This window comes from Sulfitobacter sp. SK025, from assembly GCF_003352105.1.
In the GTDB taxonomy this organism is placed as follows: Bacteria; Pseudomonadota; Alphaproteobacteria; order Rhodobacterales; family Rhodobacteraceae; genus Sulfitobacter; species Sulfitobacter pontiacus.
Genome location: NZ_CP025808.1, coordinates 2,683,458 through 2,702,569 on the forward strand (window position 1 = coordinate 2,683,458; position 19,112 = coordinate 2,702,569).

The 19,112-nt window shown below is 61.9% G+C and carries 17 protein-coding genes; 9 read left to right on the forward strand and 8 right to left on the reverse strand.

Features of this window, described 5'->3' with window-relative positions:
* Nucleotides 1–34 precede the first annotated feature (34 nt).
* From C1J04_RS13030 to C1J04_RS13055, 6 genes are all read left to right on the forward strand, one after another.
* Nucleotides 35–1,816 carry an acyl-CoA dehydrogenase C-terminal domain-containing protein gene (locus tag C1J04_RS13030; protein WP_037954505.1) on the forward strand — a complete coding sequence of 594 codons (1,782 nt, stop codon included), beginning with the start codon at nucleotides 35–37 and terminating at the stop codon, nucleotides 1,814–1,816.
* A gap of 54 nt (nucleotides 1,817–1,870) precedes the next feature.
* Complete coding sequence (locus tag C1J04_RS13035) at nucleotides 1,871–2,083, forward strand: hypothetical protein (protein WP_005849464.1); 213 nt, start codon at nucleotides 1,871–1,873, stop codon at nucleotides 2,081–2,083.
* Between the two features lie 300 nt (nucleotides 2,084–2,383).
* Entirely contained in the window at nucleotides 2,384–3,022 is a 639-nt protein-coding gene (locus C1J04_RS13040) for a glutathione S-transferase family protein (protein WP_009825155.1), read from the forward strand.
* A gap of 18 nt (nucleotides 3,023–3,040) precedes the next feature.
* Nucleotides 3,041–4,252, forward strand: a complete 1,212-nt coding sequence (locus C1J04_RS13045; protein ID WP_009825156.1) for an acetyl-CoA C-acetyltransferase — start codon at nucleotides 3,041–3,043, stop codon at nucleotides 4,250–4,252.
* Nucleotides 4,252–4,551, forward strand: a complete 300-nt coding sequence (locus C1J04_RS13050; protein WP_009825157.1) for an acetyl-CoA acetyltransferase — start codon at nucleotides 4,252–4,254, stop codon at nucleotides 4,549–4,551. The genes C1J04_RS13045 and C1J04_RS13050 overlap by 1 nt, the downstream gene beginning before the upstream one ends.
* 27 nt (nucleotides 4,552–4,578) lie before the next feature.
* A complete protein-coding gene (locus C1J04_RS13055; protein WP_009825158.1) occupies nucleotides 4,579–6,780 on the forward strand; it encodes a 3-hydroxyacyl-CoA dehydrogenase NAD-binding domain-containing protein in 2,202 nt (733 codons plus the stop codon).
* An 87-nt stretch (nucleotides 6,781–6,867) separates the two neighbouring features.
* Here the strand turns inward: C1J04_RS13055 and C1J04_RS13060 are convergent, their stop codons facing one another.
* Entirely contained in the window at nucleotides 6,868–7,518 is a 651-nt protein-coding gene (locus tag C1J04_RS13060; protein WP_009825159.1) for a sulfotransferase family 2 domain-containing protein, read from the reverse strand.
* Between the two features lie 140 nt (nucleotides 7,519–7,658).
* On the opposite strand from C1J04_RS13060, the gene C1J04_RS13065 reads away from it, so the two are divergent.
* A complete protein-coding gene (locus tag C1J04_RS13065) occupies nucleotides 7,659–9,284 on the forward strand; it encodes an AMP-binding protein (RefSeq protein ID WP_009825160.1) in 1,626 nt (541 codons plus the stop codon).
* Nucleotides 9,285–9,290: 6 nt separating this feature from the next.
* Here C1J04_RS13065 and C1J04_RS13070 read toward each other — a convergent pair whose 3' ends face one another.
* Nucleotides 9,291–9,815, reverse strand: coding sequence for a GNAT family N-acetyltransferase (locus C1J04_RS13070; RefSeq protein ID WP_009825161.1), 525 nt, complete (start codon nucleotides 9,813–9,815; stop codon nucleotides 9,291–9,293).
* A 105-nt stretch (nucleotides 9,816–9,920) separates the two neighbouring features.
* Between C1J04_RS13070 and C1J04_RS13075 the strand changes: the two genes are divergently transcribed.
* Nucleotides 9,921–10,934, forward strand: coding sequence for a hypothetical protein (locus C1J04_RS13075; protein WP_009825162.1), 1,014 nt, complete (start codon nucleotides 9,921–9,923; stop codon nucleotides 10,932–10,934).
* Nucleotides 10,935–11,021: 87 nt separating this feature from the next.
* Here C1J04_RS13075 and C1J04_RS13080 read toward each other — a convergent pair whose 3' ends face one another.
* The 5 genes from C1J04_RS13080 to C1J04_RS13100 all read right to left on the reverse strand — a co-directional run bounded on the left by C1J04_RS13080 (nucleotide 11,022) and on the right by C1J04_RS13100 (nucleotide 16,142).
* The gene (locus C1J04_RS13080) at nucleotides 11,022–12,311 is read right to left on the reverse strand and encodes an SPOR domain-containing protein (protein WP_009825163.1); all 1,290 of its coding nucleotides are present in this window, start codon (nucleotides 12,309–12,311) and stop codon (nucleotides 11,022–11,024) included.
* A gap of 126 nt (nucleotides 12,312–12,437) precedes the next feature.
* Nucleotides 12,438–13,079: a uracil phosphoribosyltransferase gene (upp, locus tag C1J04_RS13085; RefSeq protein ID WP_005849474.1), complete on the reverse strand. Its 642-nt coding sequence runs from the start codon at nucleotides 13,077–13,079 to the stop codon at nucleotides 12,438–12,440.
* 166 nt (nucleotides 13,080–13,245) lie between these two features.
* On the reverse strand, nucleotides 13,246–14,439 hold the full coding sequence (locus tag C1J04_RS13090) for a phosphopentomutase (RefSeq protein ID WP_009825165.1): 1,194 nt from the start codon (nucleotides 14,437–14,439) through the stop codon (nucleotides 13,246–13,248).
* The gene (locus C1J04_RS13095) at nucleotides 14,439–15,743 is read right to left on the reverse strand and encodes a thymidine phosphorylase (protein ID WP_009825166.1); all 1,305 of its coding nucleotides are present in this window, start codon (nucleotides 15,741–15,743) and stop codon (nucleotides 14,439–14,441) included. Before C1J04_RS13095 ends, C1J04_RS13090 begins: the two co-directional genes overlap by 1 nt.
* A gap of 3 nt (nucleotides 15,744–15,746) precedes the next feature.
* Entirely contained in the window at nucleotides 15,747–16,142 is a 396-nt protein-coding gene (locus tag C1J04_RS13100; RefSeq protein ID WP_005849478.1) for a cytidine deaminase, read from the reverse strand.
* A gap of 252 nt (nucleotides 16,143–16,394) precedes the next feature.
* Between C1J04_RS13100 and C1J04_RS13105 the strand changes: the two genes are divergently transcribed.
* Nucleotides 16,395–18,668 carry an NADP-dependent malic enzyme gene (locus tag C1J04_RS13105; protein WP_009825168.1) on the forward strand — a complete coding sequence of 758 codons (2,274 nt, stop codon included), beginning with the start codon at nucleotides 16,395–16,397 and terminating at the stop codon, nucleotides 18,666–18,668.
* A 60-nt stretch (nucleotides 18,669–18,728) separates the two neighbouring features.
* Here the strand turns inward: C1J04_RS13105 and C1J04_RS13110 are convergent, their stop codons facing one another.
* The gene (locus C1J04_RS13110) at nucleotides 18,729–18,857 is read right to left on the reverse strand and encodes a hypothetical protein (RefSeq protein ID WP_037953861.1); all 129 of its coding nucleotides are present in this window, start codon (nucleotides 18,855–18,857) and stop codon (nucleotides 18,729–18,731) included.
* Between the last annotated feature and the right edge of the window lie 255 nt (nucleotides 18,858–19,112).

Sequence of the window (19,112 nt, forward strand, 5' to 3'; positions counted from 1 at the left end):
AAACGACGGCCAGATGGCCAAGGGAGAACACCACATGCCGAGCTACACCGCCCCGATCAAGGATATGCAATTCGTCCTGCACGACGTGCTGAACGTCACCGCGTCGTCCACCCCCGGTTACGACGAGCTTGAGGCGGATTTCACCTCTGCCATTCTGGAAGAAGCAGGCAAGCTGACCTCCGAAGTCCTCGCCCCGCTGAACGCGGTGGGTGATCAGGAAGGCTGCCGTCTGGAGAACGGCGTCGTCTACACCCCCAAAGGGTTCAAGGACGCCTTTGCGAAGGTCAAGGAAGGCGGCTGGACCGGTCTGGACATGCCAGAGCAATACGGCGGCCAGAACATGCCCTATATCCTCGGCACCGCCGTGGGCGAGATGTTCTCGGCGTCCAACCAGGCGTTCACCATGTATCAGGGCCTGACCCACGGTGCGGCCTCGGCGATCCTCGCCCACGGCTCTGACGCCCAAAAGGATACATATCTGCCCAACATGGTGTCCTGCGAATGGACCGGCACCATGAACCTGACAGAGCCCCACTGCGGCACCGATCTGGGCCTGATGCGCACCAAGGCAGCGCCACAGGAAGACGGCAGCTATAAGATCACCGGCCAGAAGATCTTTATCTCGTCCGGTGAACACGACATGGCCGATAACATCATCCATCTGGTGCTGGCCAAGATCGAAGGCGGCCCCGAAGGCATCAAGGGCGTATCGCTGTTCATCGTGCCCAAGTTCATGGTCAAGGAAGACGGCTCGCTTGGCGAACGCAACGCGGTGTCCGTCGGCTCCATCGAAGAGAAAATGGGCATCCACGGCAACTCTACCTGTGTGATGAACTATGATGGCGCGGTCGGCTACCTGCTGGGTGACGAACACAAAGGCATGCGCGCGATGTTCACCATGATGAACGAAGCCCGCGTGGGCGTCGGCATGCAGGGTCTGGCGCAGGCCGATGTGGCCTATCAGAACGCGCTGGCCTACGCCAAGGACCGCCTGCAAGGCCGTGCCGTCACAGGGACAGAGCACCCCGACAAGCCTGCCGATCCGTTGATCGTGCACCCCGATATCCGTCGCAGCCTGATGGAGCAGAAATCCTTTGTCGAAGGGGCGCGGGCGTTCATCCTCTGGGGGGCCAGCCTGATCGACGCGGCACACCGCGCGGATGACAAGGATGCCGACGGGCTTGTCTCGCTGATGACCCCCGTCATCAAAGGCTTCCTGACCGACATCGGCTATGACATGACGGTCAAGGCGCAGCAGGTCTATGGCGGCCACGGCTATATCGAGGAATGGGGCATGTCCCAGTTCACCCGCGACGCCCGTATCGCCATGATCTACGAAGGGGCCAATGGCGTTCAGGCGCTGGACCTCGTGGGCCGCAAGCTGGCGCAGGACGGTGGCAAACACGTCATGGCCTTCTTTGATATGGTCAAGACCTTCATCAAGGAAAACGCAGGCCAGGACGCCGAGTTCGACGCCAGCTTTATGGAGCCGCTGAAGGCTGCCAGCAAAGACCTGCAGTCGGCGGGCATGTACTTCATGCAGAACGGCATGAAGAACCCCAACAACGCGCTCTCGGGGTCGAATGACTTCATGCATATGTTCGGGCATGTCTGTCTGGGTCTGATGTGGGCAAAAATGGGTCTGGCCGCGAAGAAAGCGCTGAAAGATGGCACCGGCGACGCGTCCTTCTACGAGACGAAGCTGGCAACCGGCCGTTTCTACATGGCCCGCCAGCTGCCCGCGACCGCGCTGCACCTCAAGCGGATCGAAACCGGCGCGGATACTGTGATGGCGCTGGACGCGGCAAACTTCTAGGTTGCACCGGGGTGGGGACATCCCCCACCCCGATGCTGACTGAAAGGACGCCCGATGCCCAAACGTTTCCGCCTGACCCGCCGCTTCCCTGTCGCCATGACCGAAGACGGCTACCGCCGCCTGAAGAAATTCGCGGCAGAGGCCGGATTGGATGAAGGCGAAGCGCTGTCGTTTCTCTTCGAGAACTTCAACAGCGTGATCGACGAAGAGAACCTGACCGCGCGACTGCGGCTGTTCAACGCGGAACTGGACGGACGAAAGAGGTAGCACACCACCACACCCCGAACGCCCTGCCGAACCCGACCCTTCGGGGAGAGTTTAAGGGCAAAATGAAGCGCGAACACCCTGCCCTGATCCTGCGACCCGCACGACCAAAGCAGGGCTTCACTTTGCACGCGGCTCAGCTCTCCAGCCTGCCGCGCGGGGGTTGAATACGACAGGATGATTAGTAACTGATTAACGCAAACCCGCGCATCTTCATTTTGCCGGATAAACTCCACGGGGGTGTGGGGGTGTGAAACCCCCACGGGACGACGATCGACACACAGGACTTGAGGGAGGGTTCAGATGACCATCAAACTGCATTGCTTCGGTGAAAGCGGAAACGCCTATAAGGCGGCGCTTGCGCTGCAGCTGTCGGGGCTCGACTGGGAGCCGGTGAAAGTTGATTTCTTCGGCGGCGAAACCCGCACGCAAGATTACCGCACGACGATCAATAACATGGGCGAAGCGCCGGTGATGATTGATGGTGACATCCGTCTGACCCAATCCGGCGTGATCCAGGATTATGTCTCGGAACAATCCGGCAAATTCGGCGGGGGCAATCCCGAAGAGCGCCGCGAGATCCTGCGGTGGGTGCTGTGGGACAACCACAAGCTCAGCTCGAACGCCGGTATGACGCGTTTTTTGATGAACTTCTTACCTGAAGACAAACAACCCAAGGAAGTCATCGGCTTCATGCAAGGCCGCCTGTCCGCGGCCTATGCCGTGCTGAACGACCATCTGAACGGCCGCGACTGGATTGTCGGCGACGGGATCACCAACGCCGATCTGAGTTGCTGCGGCTATCTGTATTACCCCGAGCCTTTCGGCTTTGTCCGCAAGGACTGGCCCCATATCGACGCGTGGCTCACGCGTCTGAGCGAAACACCGGGCTGGAAAGCCCCCTACGACCTGATGCCCGGCAGCCCTGCTGACCGCGCCTGACCCAAAGGGAGACACCACATGACCGAAGCATATATCTACGACGCCCTGCGCACCCCGCGTGGCAAGGGCCGCAAAGACGGCGCCCTGCACGAGCTGACCTCGTTGCGGCTGTCCGCGCTGACGCTCAACGCTGTAAAAGAGCGCAACAATCTTGAAGGCCATGCTGTCGAGGACGTGATCTGGGGCAACGTGACCCAGGTGATGGAGCAAGGCGGCTGTCTGGCGCGCTCTGCCGTGCTGGCGTCCGATCTGGATGAACGCATCCCCGGCCTTGCCATCAACCGTTTCTGCGCCTCTGGCATGGAAGCTGTGAACCTTGCCGCCAACCAGGTGCGCGGCGGCGCAGGCATGGGCTATATCGCCGGTGGCGTTGAAATGATGGGCCGCGTGGCCATGGGCAGCGATGGTGCTGCGATTGCCGTTGACCCCTCGCTCGCGATGGAGCGGTATTTCGTGCCGCAGGGTATTTCGGCTGACATTATCGCCACGGAATATGGCTTTACCCGTGACGAGGCCGACAAGCTGGCGATGCAGTCGCAGCAGCGTGCCAAGAAAGCCTGGGACGAAGGGCGCTTTGATAAATCCGTGATCGAGATCAAGGACCAGAACGGTCTGTCGATCCTCAGCCATGACGAATACATGCGCCCCCAGACCGACATGCAGTCGCTCGGGTCGCTGAACCCTGCGTTCCAGCAGATGGGCGAGGTCATGCCCGGCTTTGATAAGGTCGCGCTGATGAAGTATCCGCACCTCGAGAAGATCAACCACATCCACCACGCGGGGAACTCTTCGGGTATCGTGGACGGTGCGGCGGCTGTGCTGATCGGGAACAAGGAGTTCGGCGAGAAACACGGTCTCAAGCCACGCGCGCGTATTCGTGCGACCGCCAAGATCGGGACCGACCCGACCATCATGCTGACCGGCCCTGTTCCCGTGACCGAAAAGATCCTTGCGGACAATGGCATGAACATCAACGACATCGATCTGTTCGAGGTCAACGAAGCTTTCGCCGCTGTCGTCATGCGCTTCATGCAGGCGTTCGACGTTGATGAAAGCAAGGTCAACGTGAACGGCGGGTCGATCGCCATGGGTCACCCCTTGGGGGCCACCGGCGCGATGATCATCGGCACGCTTTTGGACGAGCTTGAGCGTTCGGACAAGGAAGTCGGGATGGCCACGCTTTGCATCGCCTCCGGCATGGGTGCCGCCACCATCATCGAGCGCGTTTGATGGGCGACCAGCCGCATCCTTTCCACGCCGTGGCCGATCTGGCAACGCGGCGTGGGTTGAAGGACCTTCAGCTCGCAGAGGAACGCGGGGGGCAATATGTGCGTCTGTATCAGGCCACGCCGCCGCTGTTCTTCAAGCATCGCAACGATCCAAGCGACAGCTATGACCGCGAGCGGTTCAAGGACTTCAAACGGATACTGCTAAGCGAGGAAGACTGCGACAAAGGCCCCGAAGCCACCATCGCCTTGATCCGCTCACTGCTTGAAAAATTCGCTGACTATACGCCTCAGCGCTCGTAACACACTCCAAATCAGGGAGAGATTTAAATGACCGATTTCACCATGAAGACAGACGCCGACGGCGTCGCCATCATCACCTGGGACGTGCCCGGAAAATCCATGAACGTCATGTCGATCGAGGGCCTGTCCGAGCTGGACAGCATCATCGACACGGTCCTGTCCGACGACGCCATCAAGGGGGCCGTGATCACCTCTGGCAAGGACGGGTCTTTTGCCGGTGGTATGGACCTGAACCTGCTTGCCAAGATGCGCGAAGACGCAGGCGATGATCCGGCGCAAGGGCTGTTTGACGGCACGATGAAAATGCACGCCCTGCTGCGCAAGATCGAACGCGCGGGCATGGACGCCAAGACCAACAAGGGCGGCAAGCCGATTGCTTCTGCCCTGCCCGGCACTGCCGCGGGCATCGGGCTTGAACTGCCGCTTGCCACGCACCGCATTTTTGTCGCCGACAACCCAAAGGCGCGTATTGGTCTGCCCGAGATCATGGTCGGTATCTTCCCCGGCGCGGGCGGCACCACCCGTCTGGCGCGCAAACTGGGCGCGATGGCCGCATCGCCCTTCTTGCTGGAAGGCAAGATGGTTGCCCCTGCTGCCGCGAAATCTGCCGGTCTGATCGACGAAGTTGTCGCGGATCCCGTGGCCGCCGCGAAAGAATGGGTGCTGAATGCCAAGGATGCGGACATTCTGAAACCCTGGGACGCCAAGGGCTACAAGATGCCCGGTGGTGCCCCCTATCACCCTGCGGGCTTCATGACGTTTGTCGGGGCCAATGCGATGGTCAACGGCAAGACCCAAGGTGCCTTCCCTGCAGCCAAGGCCCTGCTGAGCGCCGTTTACGAGGGCTCGCTTGTGCCCTTCGATACCGCGCTGAAGATCGAGGCGCGCTGGTTCACCAACATCCTGCTGAACCCGTCTTCCTCTGCCATGATCCGGTCGCTGTTCCTGAACAAGGAAGCGCTGGAAAAAGGCGCGGTACGTCCCGAAGGCATTGCCGATCAGCGCGTCAAGAAACTGGGCGTTCTGGGGGCTGGCATGATGGGCGCGGGCATCACGCTTGTTTCCGTGCAAGCCGGGATCGAGGTCGTGCTGATCGACCAGACCCAAGAAGCCGCCGACAAGGGCAAAGCCTATTCCGCCAGCTTCTTTGACAAAGGCATCGCGCGCAAGAAATCCACCGAGGAGAAGAAAGCCGCCGCCCTTGATCTGATCACCGCGACCACCGATCTGGACGCGCTGAAAGGCTGTGACCTGATCATCGAAGCCGTCTTCGAAGACCCTGCCGTCAAGGCCGAGATGACCAAGAAGGTCGAAGCCGTGATCCCCGAGGATTGCATCTTTGCCTCCAACACCTCGACCCTGCCGATCACCGAGCTGGCCAAAGCCTCCAGCCGCGCGGATCAGTTCATCGGCATCCACTTCTTCTCGCCCGTCGAGAAAATGGCGCTGGTCGAGATCATCAAGGGTGCTGAAACGGGCGACCGTGCGGTGGCCAAATCGCTCGATTATGTGCGTCAGATCCGCAAGACGCCGATCGTGGTCAACGACGCGCGGTTCTTCTATGCCAACCGCTGCATCATCCCCTATGCCAACGAAGGCGCGCGGATGATCACCGAAGGGGCGGCACCGCAACTGGTCGACCACGCGGCGCAGCTTTTGGGCTTCCCTGTGGGGCCGGTGCAGCTGACCGATGAGACCTCGATCGATCTGGGGGCCAAGATTGCCCGCGCGACCAAGGCGGCCATGGGCAATGCCTATCCTGCCAGCCAAGCAGATGATCTGATCTTCTGGATGGAAGATCTGGGTCGTCTGGGCCGCAAGGCGAACGCGGGCTTCTTTGACTATGACGAAAAGGGCAAGCGTCAGGGCTATTGGAAGGGGATGCACGACAAATTCCCGCTGGCCGAGGAACAGCCAGACCTGCGCGATGTGCAGGACCGTCTGATGTTCGTGCAAGTGCTCGAAGCGGTACGTGCGCTGGAAGAAGGCGTGCTGGAAGACATCCGCGAAGGCGACGTGGGTGCGATCCTTGGCTGGGGCTTTGCGCCTTGGTCCGGCGGCCCGTTCAGCTGGCTCGACATCATCGGCACGCCTTATGCCGCGGAACGTTGTGACCAGTTGGAAGCTCAGTTCGGCGAGCGGTTCAAATGCCCTGACCTGCTGCGTGAAATGGCCGAGAAGAACCAGACCTTCTATGGCCGCTTCGGGCCGGACGCCAAAGCCGCTTAAGCCGGCAACGCCCGATAGAGAAAACGGAAACGGCCAGCAGTTCTTGCTGGCCGTTTTGCTTTGCTGGGTGATGTACCGCCCGCGCTCTCAGCCGTCGAAACTGTAGCCGAAACGCGCGATATCCTCGGCGCAGGTCGTGGCGATCAGGTCGCGGGTTTGGGGGGTATAGTAGTCCCGATAGCCCGCCGCGCGGTCCGACGCATTCGCATGCGGCAACGTCAGATCAAAGCCCAGATGGTCAAACAGCGGCTGCGCGTCCTGCCCGAAATGCTCGATCCGGATCAACAGGTTGCTTTGATCCTCGCCCGCGCCGTCACGCAGATATGCCCCGTAGGGAGAGGCCAGAAGGCTGCCCTGCACGGTAGGCGTCTGCACGAAGGCGTCAAACGCCAGCGACTTGGCAAGCCCCACGGCGGGATGATCGAACCCCTGCGCGCGCAGCCAATGGTAATAGCTGACCATCCGGTCCCACGGGTTACGCACCAGCGCAAAGGCGAACATCCGGGCAATCTCTTGGCGGGTGACCACGCCTTCGATATCGGCGAGGGTTGCGTGTTTCCAAAGCCGCCCCGCCGACGCGGCCCCTGCCAGACGCTTGCGCCGCTTGACCGCCTTGGGCGTGTCGCCCAGCATCAGATCCTCTTTCATCGCCCGTGCTTCCAGCGCGAGAGCAAGGGACGTGCCTCCGGTCTTGGGGATATGCACAAAGATATAGTTGCGCCCGCGGCTGATGATCATGACCGCCCCGCCGCATCTGTGATTGGCCGCTTTACACTCGTGCCCATATCCTGCCTTTGCCCTGCTTTTATCATCCTTCCCAAAACGGGGGATGCTGCGCAATAGTAACCGGGACAAAGCGAAAAAAGACAGGGTGCGCCATGGGCTGGATGACGAACGAAGACGGATTGGACAAATGCGCCGCGAATTACGTGCCGCTCACTCCGCTATCGCACCTGAAACGCGCGGCCCTTGTCTTTGCCGATGTGACGGCGGTGATCTATGGCGCGCATCGGGTGAGCTATACGCAGTACCATGCGCGCTGTTCGCAGCTTGCTTCGGCCTTGGCGGCGGCGGGGGTTGAACCGGGTCAGGTTGTGGCGACGATCCTGCCCAATATCCCCGCGCAGGCAGAGGCGCATTTCGGCGTGCCCGCCTGCGGTGCCGTGCTTAACACCATCAACACGCGGCTGGATGTGGATACGGTGGGCTACATCCTCGACCACGGCGAAGCGCGGGTGCTGCTGGTCGATACGCAGTTCGTCGATCTGGCAGAGGCGGCATGTGCAACCCTCGATGGCCCGCCCCCGCTGCTGATCGAAGTCTCTGATCCCGCGGCGGGGTTTCCGGCAACGGGTCGCCACACCACATACGATGATTTCATCGCCACCGGCGACCCTGCGTTCAACTGGATCATGCCGCAGGACGAATGGGAAAGCCTTGCGCTCAACTATACCTCTGGCACGACGGGGCGGCCCAAAGGCGTGGTCTATCACCATCGCGGGGCCTATCTGATGACCATGGGCACGGTGGTCAGCTGGCGTATGGTGATGCGGCCCGTGTTCATGCAGATCGTACCGCTGTTCCACTGTAACGGCTGGAACCACACGTGGATGATGCCCCTCTTGGGGGGTACACTGGTCTGCTGCCGCGACATCACTGCCGCCGCGATCTATGACGCCATCGCCGACGAAGGCGTGACCCATTTTGGCGGTGCCCCCATCGTGCTGAACATGATGGTGAACGCGACGGAAGCGGAACGCCGCGCCTTTGACCATCAGGTGGAGGTCTTCACCGCCGGTGCGCCCCCTGCCCCTGCCACCCTGTCCAAGATCGAAGCTTTGGGGTTCAACGTCACGCAGGTCTACGGGCTGACCGAGACCTACGGCCATGTCACTGAATGTCTGTGGGACCCCGCATGGGACAGCGCCCAAGGGGCCGAGCGCGCCGCGATCAAGGCCCGTCAGGGCGTCGCCATGCCGATGATGGAAGAGATCACCGTCATGGATAGCAAAATGGCCCAAGTCCCGCTGGACGCTGCCACACAGGGAGAGATCATGATCCGCGGCAATTCGGTGATGAAAGGGTATTTCAAGAACCCCGCCGCCACGCGCGCGGCCTTTGCGGGCGGGTATTTCCATTCGGGCGATCTGGCGGTGCAGCATCCAAACGGACATATGCAGATCGCCGACCGCGCCAAGGACATCATCATCTCGGGCGGCGAGAACATCTCGTCCGTCGAGGTCGAAGGCGTATTGATGGGCCATCCGGATGTGAACCTCGCCGCCGTTGTCGCGCAACCAGACGAGAAATGGGGCGAAGTGCCCTGTGCTTTTGTCGAGCTGAAACCGGGCCGGAGCGGAGATGAAGCCGCCATGATCGCCTTTGCGCGCGACACGCTTGCGGGGTTCAAAGCACCCAAACGCGTGGTGTTTCAAGAGCTGCCGAAGACCTCGACCGGGAAGATCCAGAAATTCGAACTGCGCGCGCAGGCCGCCAAGCTTTAGTGCAGTCTACATCGCGCGCTGCGTGACAACCGGATCGGCGACGATCACCGCCTCTGCCTGCTCTTGCGGGCCGAGCCGTTTTTCGTACCGCCAAACGTCGATCTGCAACGGCCCCTCGCCGGTTTCGACCTCGTAGGGGATCGTGCCCGCCTGCACCCAGCCGCAGGCCTCATAGAACCGCGCGGCGCGGGTGTTGCCAACCGAACAGGCCAGCCATTTCAACCCATGCCCCAGTTCTGCTTCGGTCGCCGCCATCATCTGCTGCGCCAGACCGCTGCCCTGAAAGGCATCGCTGACGTAGAACTGGTAGATCTCGTCATGGTCCACCATGAAGAACCCCGCGATCTGCCCATCGACCCAGACCACCTGCGTATGTTTAAGGTGCACACGCATCCGCATCGTGAACTCTTCGAAACTGCGCAGGGCGGTCAAGGCGGGCGGCACGACATCGGCATGGGCCTGATGCCAACCACGATACCAGATCTCGACAAGTCTGGCGGCATCATCGGGATGTGCGGGCTTGATCTGCATGGGACGCTCCTTTCGAATTCTCCTATGCTGTCTTAAGTCCACCCATTGCTCAACCCGTGTCAGGTGGTAAACTATCCAAAACAGTTAGGCACTATACTTCAGGATATGACAGCCCTTTCCAAATACGCCCGGTTGGAAGCAACCGGACTATGGCGTTCGGCCCCCGATGCCCAACGTCGCGAGGTCATCGTGTCGATCGGCGATGCGACACTGGTGATTTCCGACCTCAAGGATCAGGCGCTGACCCATTGGTCACTGGCGGCTTTGGCGCGGTCAAACCCTGGCACCCGCCCTGCGATTTTCCACCCCGACGGCGACCCCAGTGAAACGCTGGAAATCCCCGACAGCGAGGGAGAGATGATCGACGCCATCGAAACCCTGCGCCGCGTGGTCGAACGCCGTCGCCCCCGCCCGGGGCGGCTGCGCTTTGCCGGGGTGCTGACCTCGGCGCTGGTGGTGGCGGCGGTGGCGCTGTTCTGGCTGCCGGGCGCGCTGCAAGATCACACGCTGCGGGTGGTACCCAAGGTCAAACGCGCCTCCATCGGGGCGGCGCTCCTGAAAAAGATCGAACGGGTGTCCGGCCCCGCCTGTACCAACGCCCGCGGGCGCACGGCGCTGGCAAAGCTCGGCGCGCGGCTGTCGTCTGATCCGATGGTGGTGCTGCCCGCCATGACCCGCCCCAGCCTGCACCTGCCCGGCGGGCTGATCGTGCTGAACAAGACCCTCTTCGAGGATTACGAGTCCCCCGATATCGCGGGCGGCTATATTCTGGCGGAGCAAGCGAAACGCGCCGTCACAGACCCGCTTGAACATATGCTCGCCACCATCGGCATCCGCGAAAACTTCCGCCTGCTGACCACCGGCGATGTCTCGGATGCGGCCCTCACACGCTACGCCGAAGATCTGATGGCCGAACCCGCGCCGGAACCGCCCGTTGACGCCCTGCTTGCCCGTTTCGAAAAACAGCGCTTGCACAGCACGCCTTACGCGCAAGCCCGCGACATCACCGGAGAGACGGTGCTGCCCCTGATCGAAGCCGATCCGATGAACGGCAAGGAAACCGACCCACTGCTGAATGATGCCGACTGGCTGCGCCTGCAAAATATCTGCGGCGGCTAAGGCAGAGATACACACTCCGACCTTCAACGCAAAAGGCCAGCCGGATCGCCCCGACTGGCCTTTTGTCTGTACTGTCGTGCAGATGCGTCAGCGGATGTAGGCATCCCCGTAACCGGCACCGCGCAACTTACCCAAAGCCGCCGGTGCAGCGGACGCGCCAAAGGGCCCTGCCTGCACCGACAGATAGGTCTTGCCGCCGCGGATGGACTTACCGATGCGCGCGCCCATCCCCATCCGCGCGATACGTTGTGCCGCGCGCTGCGCGTTCGCGCTGTCCCCATAGACGCCGATCTGCACATAGGTCTTACCTGCGGCACGCGGGGCCGCTGGGGCTGTGGCGACTGGCTTGGGGGTCGAACGGCTGGAGTAGACCGGCTTGCGCGCGGCGGGCGCTGCGTTCTTGTTGCGGACGATACGTTTCACCAGCTGGCCGTTGCGCTTGGCAAAGCTCACCTCGCCCAACTCGCGGCGCTGCTGCTCCACCGAGGTATAGGGGTAGACCAGCGGCAAACGCGCGGTCATGTCCCGCCCTGTGCTTTGGTTCACTAGACGGCGCGGCACGGTGTTGGTCCAGATCAACAACATCTTGGACCGCCCCTCAAGGTTCTGTTCGGCCCGCTTGGGGTTCAGACGGTCGTCTTCCCACACGGGGCGATATCCTTTGGGCACCGAGACGTTGGCATAGGTGTTCTGGCGGTTGATCGCGACATGTTTCGGCACGATCCGCGTATGCGCATGCGCCGCTGCGGGGGCCGCAGTGGCCGCGACGCTGCCTGTGGTTGCCCCATAGGACGGCGCAGATGCCACGGCCCCGACCTGCGCGGTGGAGGGCAGGATCGGCGCGGTTTGCGGGCCGCAACGCACGGCGAGCCCCTTGGTCCGCGACCCGGAGTATTGCTGGCTGATGGCAGAGCGTCCGGCACAGGTGGTCGGCACCTGCGCCACCGCCACCGGCGCTTGCGCGCGCGGTGCGGCCGGCACGTCGACCGAGCGTGGCACCGGCTGGCGCACCGGCTTGGGTGCTTTCTGGCGTACAACAACCGGCTTGGCCTTGCGCTGTGGCAGAGGGCGTGCCGCAACCGTGGGCTGTTTGGCCGCGGCGGGCGCGTTGTTCACGGTGATCTGCACCGGCGCATCAGCACCACCGGCAGGCGCGCTGGCCGCTGTCTGCACATTGGTCGGCTTGAAGCCGCAAACACCCTGACGCTTGCGCGACACGCGCGGCACCCAGGTCACATTGCCGTCGATACCGGCCCGAATAAACACACAGCCTTTGCTGTCGACATATTGCTTGCCCTTGTACGAGGCCGACGGGAATTCCGCCGGTTGATCGCGAAAGCTTTGCGCTTGGGCAATTCCTGCCCCAAACGTCGTCATCAATGCCGCAACTGCCACAATACTAGTAAATTTCATCTGCGCCCCCACACAATGTAGTACATAAACCATGCGCGATCCCGGTTTCAGAGTAAAGTACCCTGATCACCGGATCGCCCATTTTGCGCCTTACTTGGTCCCGAACATCCGGTCACCGGCATCACCAAGCCCGGGAATGATATACCCTTGCTCGTTCAGCTTCTCGTCGACCGCCGCGGTGACGATCGGCACATCGGGATGCGCCTCTTTCATGCGGGCCACCCCCTCGGGGGCCGCCAGCAGACACAGGAAGCGGATATTGGTCGCACCGGCTTTCTTCAGCATGTCGATCGCAGCCACGGATGAATTACCGGTGGCGAGCATCGGGTCCACGGCGATCACCAGACGGTCGTCCATACCCTCGGGCACCTTGAAATAGTATTCCACCGGCTGCAACGTTTCCTCGTCACGATACAGACCAACAAAGCCTACCCGTGCCGACGGGATCAGCTCCAGCACGCCATCCATCAACCCGTTGCCCGCCCGCAGGATAGAGATCAGCGCCAGCTTCTTGCCGTCCAGCGTAGGTGCGTCCATCGGCTGCATTGGCGTGTCGATCCGCTTGGTCGTCATCGGCAGGCCGCGGGTCACCTCATAGGCCAGAAGCTGGCTGATCTCGCGCAGCAACTGACGGAACGCCGCGGTCGATGTGGATTTATCCCGCATGATTGTCAGCTTGTGCTGCACCAGCGGATGATTAACGACGGTCAGGTGTTCAACGATATCGGACATCGGGGCGCTCTCCATATTACTTGGCTGAACTCATGCCCCGAAAAGCCGTGCCCCGCAACCATCGCATCTTCGCCAGCTTCATTTTGCCAGTCAAACTCCGGGGGGATCGCGGCCCCGCCGCGATGGGGGCTGGCCCCCATCCGACCGATACGCCGCCGAACAGAGTTTAGTCGGGCACCGCAACCCCAAGATGCCGCGCCACCAGCCCAGCGACATCGCGAAAGCCGATCTGCCCCAAGCTGCCAGCACCCTGCCCTGCCACCAGAACCGGGGCCCGTTCGCGGGTGTGGTCGGTGCCCACCCAAGTCGGGTCGTTCCCGTGATCTGCGGTCAGCACCAGCAAATCCCCGTCACGCAGTTGCCCCAGCAGCTTACCAATCTCGGCATCAAACCACTCAAGCGCGCGGGCATAGCCCGACACATCGCGCCGATGCCCATAAAGACTGTCAAACTCCACAAAATTCGCAAACGTCAGGCTGCCGTCTTCGGCGCTTTCAACCAGATCACCAAGATGGCCCATCAATGTCTCGTCAGACCCTTTGCGCACCTCATCAAAACCGGTCATCGAAAAAATGTCGCCGATCTTTCCAACGGCATAAACACGGGCACCACTGTCCTGCACCCAGTTGCTCAGCACCGGCGCGGGTGGCGTGATCGCGAAATCACGACGGTTGGTGGTGCGGGTAAAACCGCTTTGCGCATCCCCGATGAAGGGACGCGCGATCACCCGCCCGACTTTCATCTCATGCGCGATCGGGGCCATGTTTTCGCATAGGTCCAACAGCCGTTGCAGGCCGAAACTCTCTTCATGCGCGGCGATCTGCAACACGCTGTCGGCCGAGGTATAGCAGATCGGGAAACCGGTCTTGATATGCTGCGCGCCGAACTCCTCGATAATGGCGGTGCCGGGGGCGTGGCAATTCCCCAAGATCTCGTCCGTGCCGGCAAAGGCCGCAAGCTGCGCGACCAGCGCGGGCGGAAAGGACTTCGACACATCGGGAAAGTAATGCCACTCCCACGGGACGGGCAAACCGGCCAATTCCCAATGACCCGAGGGCGTATCCTTGCCGCGCGAGATTTCTGTCGCCGCGCCCCATGTGCCGCTGACGGTGCTATCAAGGCTTGCGATATGCAGCCCGCTGGCCAGTTCAATCGCGGGGCCAAGCCCCAGCGACGCCATATGCGGCACGTTCAAGGGGCCGCTGCGCCCGTCTTCTGCACGGCCCTCCGCACAGGCCTGCGCGATATGACCAAGGGTATTCGCGCCGGTGTCCGGCACACGCCCGTTAAAGAAGGTGTCCGCATCGGGGGCACCGCCGATACCGACGGAATCCATCACAACCAGAAAAGCACGCGCCATCAGCCGACCCTCTCTACAATCAAATCCGGCACGGCGACCGGCTTCGGGCCGATGGTAATCGCACCGCGCACCGCCTGTGCGGCCCGCTCTGCGTCACCGGCGCGGGCGGCATGCACCACCGCCAGTGGCCCCTTGGACGATACTTTCGCGCCCAGGCGGACGACATCCGAAATCCCCACGGCCGGGTTGATCTGGTCCGTCTCGACCGCGCGCCCGCCGCCCAAAGCGACGACTGCAAGGCCCAAAGCCTCGCCGTCAATCGCGGTTACATATCCGGTTTTCGGTGCGGGGACCTCTGCGATGATCGTCGCCTCGGGCAGGAACCGCGTCCAGTTTTCGACAAACTTCGCAGGCCCGCCCATGGCCGCGATCATCACGCCAAAGCGTTCCGCCGCGCGGCCCGACCGGATCGCCTGCACGATCATATCCGCCCCGACCTGCACATCGCCCGCCAGCCCTGCATTGGCCAGCAACACCCCGCCAAGCGCCGCACAGACCGAGACAATCGGCCCCTTGTTGTGCCCCGTCAGCACGCGCATCACTTCGGCCACTTCCAGCGCGTTTCCAAGGCTCGGCACCAGGGGCTGGCTCATATCGCTGATCACCGCCGTCGTCCGGCACCCGCTGGCGTTTGCGGTCTTGGTCAGCGCCGTCGCCAGCGCCTGCGCCTGCGCCAGATCTTTCATGAAGGCACCGCTGCCGACCTTGACGTCCAAGACCAAACCATCCAGCCCCGCCGCCAGCTTCTTCGACAGGATCGACGCGGTGATCAGATCAAGGCTGTCCACGGTCGAGGACACATCGCGCACCGCATAAAGCCGCTTGTCCGCGGGGGCGATACCGTCGGTCGCACTGACAATCGCACAGCCTGCCCTGGCCACCACGGCGCGAAACTGCGCCTCGTCCAATGTGGTATTCACACCCGGAATGGCCTCGAGCTTGTCCAGCGTCCCGCCGGTATGCCCCAGCCCACGCCCCGAAATCATTGGCACATAGGCCCCGCAGGCGGCCAAGGCAGGGGCCAGCACAAGGCTGACGCAATCGCCCACACCGCCCGTCGAATGTTTATCCAGCACCGGCCCGTTCAGATCCCAGTCGAACACCCGCCCGCTGTCGCGCATGGCAAGCGTCAGGGCCACGCGGCCCACATCGCTCAGCCCGACCTGACAGACCCCCATCGCAAAGGCCCCCGCCTGCGCATCACTGACCCGCCCGTCGGCAAGGGCCATCGCGAACCAGACAAGCTCTTCTCGGTTCAGCGACCGCCGGTGCCGCAGTTTGGACAGGATCGCGCGGGCATCCATGGCTTAGCCCTCCATATGCGCGCGGCCAAAGGCACCGGGCAACAGCTCGGCCATCGTCATCACCTCTTCAACGCCCGACAGGGTCGCCATGGTCACCCGCGCGTCCCCCTGACCGAATTCCGCCAGTTTCTGACGGCAGCCGCCACAGGGCGTGACGGGTGTGGGGCTGCCCGCGATCACATAGGCCTCGACAAAAGCCGTCTCGCCCGCCGCGATCATGGCGGCGATGGCACCGGCTTCGGCACAGGTGCCTTCCGGGTAGGCGACGTTTTCCACGTTGCAGCCGACAAACACCGCACCCGAGGCCGTGCGCAACGCGGCCCCCACCTTGAAATTGGAATAGGGCGCATAGGCATTTTCCTGCACGGCGCTAGCGTGCTGTCGCAAATCACTGGTCATAATTCCCCCAAGTTTCACAAAACTATAAAAACCTTTCGCCAAAGTTGCGATGCCAAAAGCGGAAAAATGCCATGCTTCATTTTGCCAGACAAACTCCGGGGGAATCGTGGCCTGCCACGATGGGGGCTGGCCCCCTTCCCGCCCCATAATCTGCGCCGCATGGGCGGTGACACGCTCCGCTCCAAAAGTCGTGTTGGCGCGGCTGGCAAAATAGTTTAACGCTAAACTACTCTCTTAAAGGACCGCCAAAACATGACCGATGCGCCCAATCTGCGCCAAGCCGCACTTGACTATCACGCTTTCCCCAAGCCCGGAAAACTCGAAGTGCGCGCGACCAAACCACTGGCGAACGGCCGCGATCTGGCGCGCGCCTATTCCCCCGGCGTGGCTGAAGCCTGCCTTGAGATCAAGGCAGACCCGACCACAGCCGCGCATTACACCACCCGTGCGAACCTTGTGGGTGTGGTAACCAATGGCACGGCGGTTCTGGGGCTTGGCAATATCGGCGCGCTGGCCTCCAAACCGGTGATGGAGGGCAAGGCCGTCCTTTTCAAGAAATTCGCCAATATCGATTGCTTCGACATCGAGCTGGACCAGAATGACCCCGAAAAGCTCGCTGAACTGGTCTGCGCGCTAGAGCCGACCTTCGGCGCGATCAACCTCGAAGACATCAAGGCCCCCGATTGCTTTACCGTCGAACGCATTTGCCGCGAGCGGATGAACATTCCGGTTTTCCACGACGACCAGCACGGCACAGCGATTGTCGTTGGGGCCGCCGTGAAGAACGCGCTTTTCGTGGCGGGCAAGAAGTTCGAGGACATCAAGATCGTATCCACAGGCGGCGGCGCTGCGGGCATTGCTTGTCTGAACATGCTGCTGAAACTCGGCGTGAAGCGCGAGAACGTCTGGCTTTGTGACATTCACGGTCTGGTCTACGAGGGCCGTGAGATCGACATGAACCCGATCAAATCGGAATACGCGCAGAAATCCGACCTGCGTGATCTGGCCGATGTGATCCATGATGCCGACCTGTTCCTCGGCCTCTCTGGTCCCGGTGTCCTGAGCCCCGAAATGGTGCAGAAAATGGCGCCGCAGCCGATCATCTTTGCGCTGGCCAACCCCACGCCGGAAATCATGCCCGATCTGGCCCGTGCAGTGGCCACTGATGCGATTATCGCGACGGGACGGTCGGATTTTCCCAATCAGGTCAACAACGTATTGTGCTTCCCCTTTATCTTCCGCGGTGCGCTGGATGTGGGGGCAACCACGATCAATGACGAGATGAAGATCGCCTGTATCGACGGGATCGCCGCGCTTGCCCGTGCCACCACCTCGGCCGAGGCTGCCGCCGCCTATCAGGGCGAACAGCTGACCTTTGGCCCCGACTACCTGATCCCCAAACCCTTTGACCCGCGCCTGATCGGTGTCGTGTCTACTGCCGTCGCGAAAGCCGCGATGGACACCGGCGTCGCCACTCGCCCGATCGAGGATCTGGCCGCCTATCGCCACAAGCTGGACAGCTCGGTCTTCAAATCGTCGATGCTGATGCGCCCCGTGTTCGAGGCCGCGCGCGTGGCCCCGCGCCGGATCGTCTTTGCCGAAGGCGAAGACGAACGCGTGCTGCGCGCCGCCCAGGCCATGGTGGAGGAAACCAAGGAACGCCCGATCCTGATCGGCCGCCCCGAGGTGATCGAACGGCGCATCGAAAAGGCTGGTCTGACCATCAAGCTGGGCGAGACGGTGGATCTGGTGAACCCCGAAAACGACCCGCGCTACCGCGACTATTGGGAGACCTATCACAACCTGATGGCCCGCCGCGGCGTGTCACCTGATATCGCACGCGCCATCATGCGCACCAATACCACCGCCATCGGCGCGGTGATGGTGCACCGCGAAGAGGCCGACAGCCTGATCTGCGGCACCTTCGGGGAATTCCGCTGGCATATGAATTATATCGAACAGGTTCTCGGTCGCGACGGGCGGCGCCCCCATGGGGCCTTGTCGCTGATGATCCTGGAAGATGGGCCGCTGTTTATCGCGGATACGCAGGTGCATCTGCACCCCACCCCCGAACAGATCGCCGAGATCGCCATCGGTGCTGCACGTCACGTGCAACGTTTCGGCATCGAACCCAAGATCGCCCTGTGTTCGCAAAGCCAGTTCGGTAATCAGGGCGAAGGGTCAGGCAAACGTCTGCGCGCGGCGCTGCGGCTGCTGGATGCGGGCAACCATGATTTCTGCTATGAGGGCGAGATGAACATCGATGCCGCACTCGACCCCGAGCTGCGCAGCCGTCTGCTGCCCTCGAACCGGATGGAAGGTGCCGCGAATGTTCTTGTCTTTGCCCATGCGGATGCGGCATCGGGCGTGCGCAATATTCTGAAGATGAAGGGAGGCGGGCTTGAGGTTGGGCCGATCCTGATGGGGATGGGCAACCGTGCACATATCGTCTCTCCGTCGATCACCGCGCGCGGGCTGCTGAACGTCGGTGCTATCGCGGGTACGCCGGTCGCCGAATACGGGTGACGCCTCGCGTGAAAACGCCGCCCTTATACGGGGCGGCGCATGGACCGGAACCGGCCGGAATTACTTGGCCGGTTTGGTGCCCTTGGCCGCAAAGGGTGCCTTGATGTCAGACACGCTGCTTGGCATCGGCTTGGCAGGCCGTGCATCTGCTTTGGCCTTTTTCTTCTTGTTGGCGTGCTTATCACCCATTGTTCTGAACCTTTGTTCAAAGACGAAGGGCGGCGACATGCCGTCCCTATCCGCGATGCTGCGCCCCTTTGCGCGATTGATCTGATCCAAATTCGACGCGGTGGGTCATATTCGACATGAGCTGCGCGAATTTCTGTGCGCTACCGGAAACCGGCCGAAACGCGCTTGTAAATTTTGACACCGCGCGCGGGGAAGCGGCTGTAAATTTTATTGCCGGATGGCCGCGATATAGGCGCAAGCTCTTGCTCTTTCCTG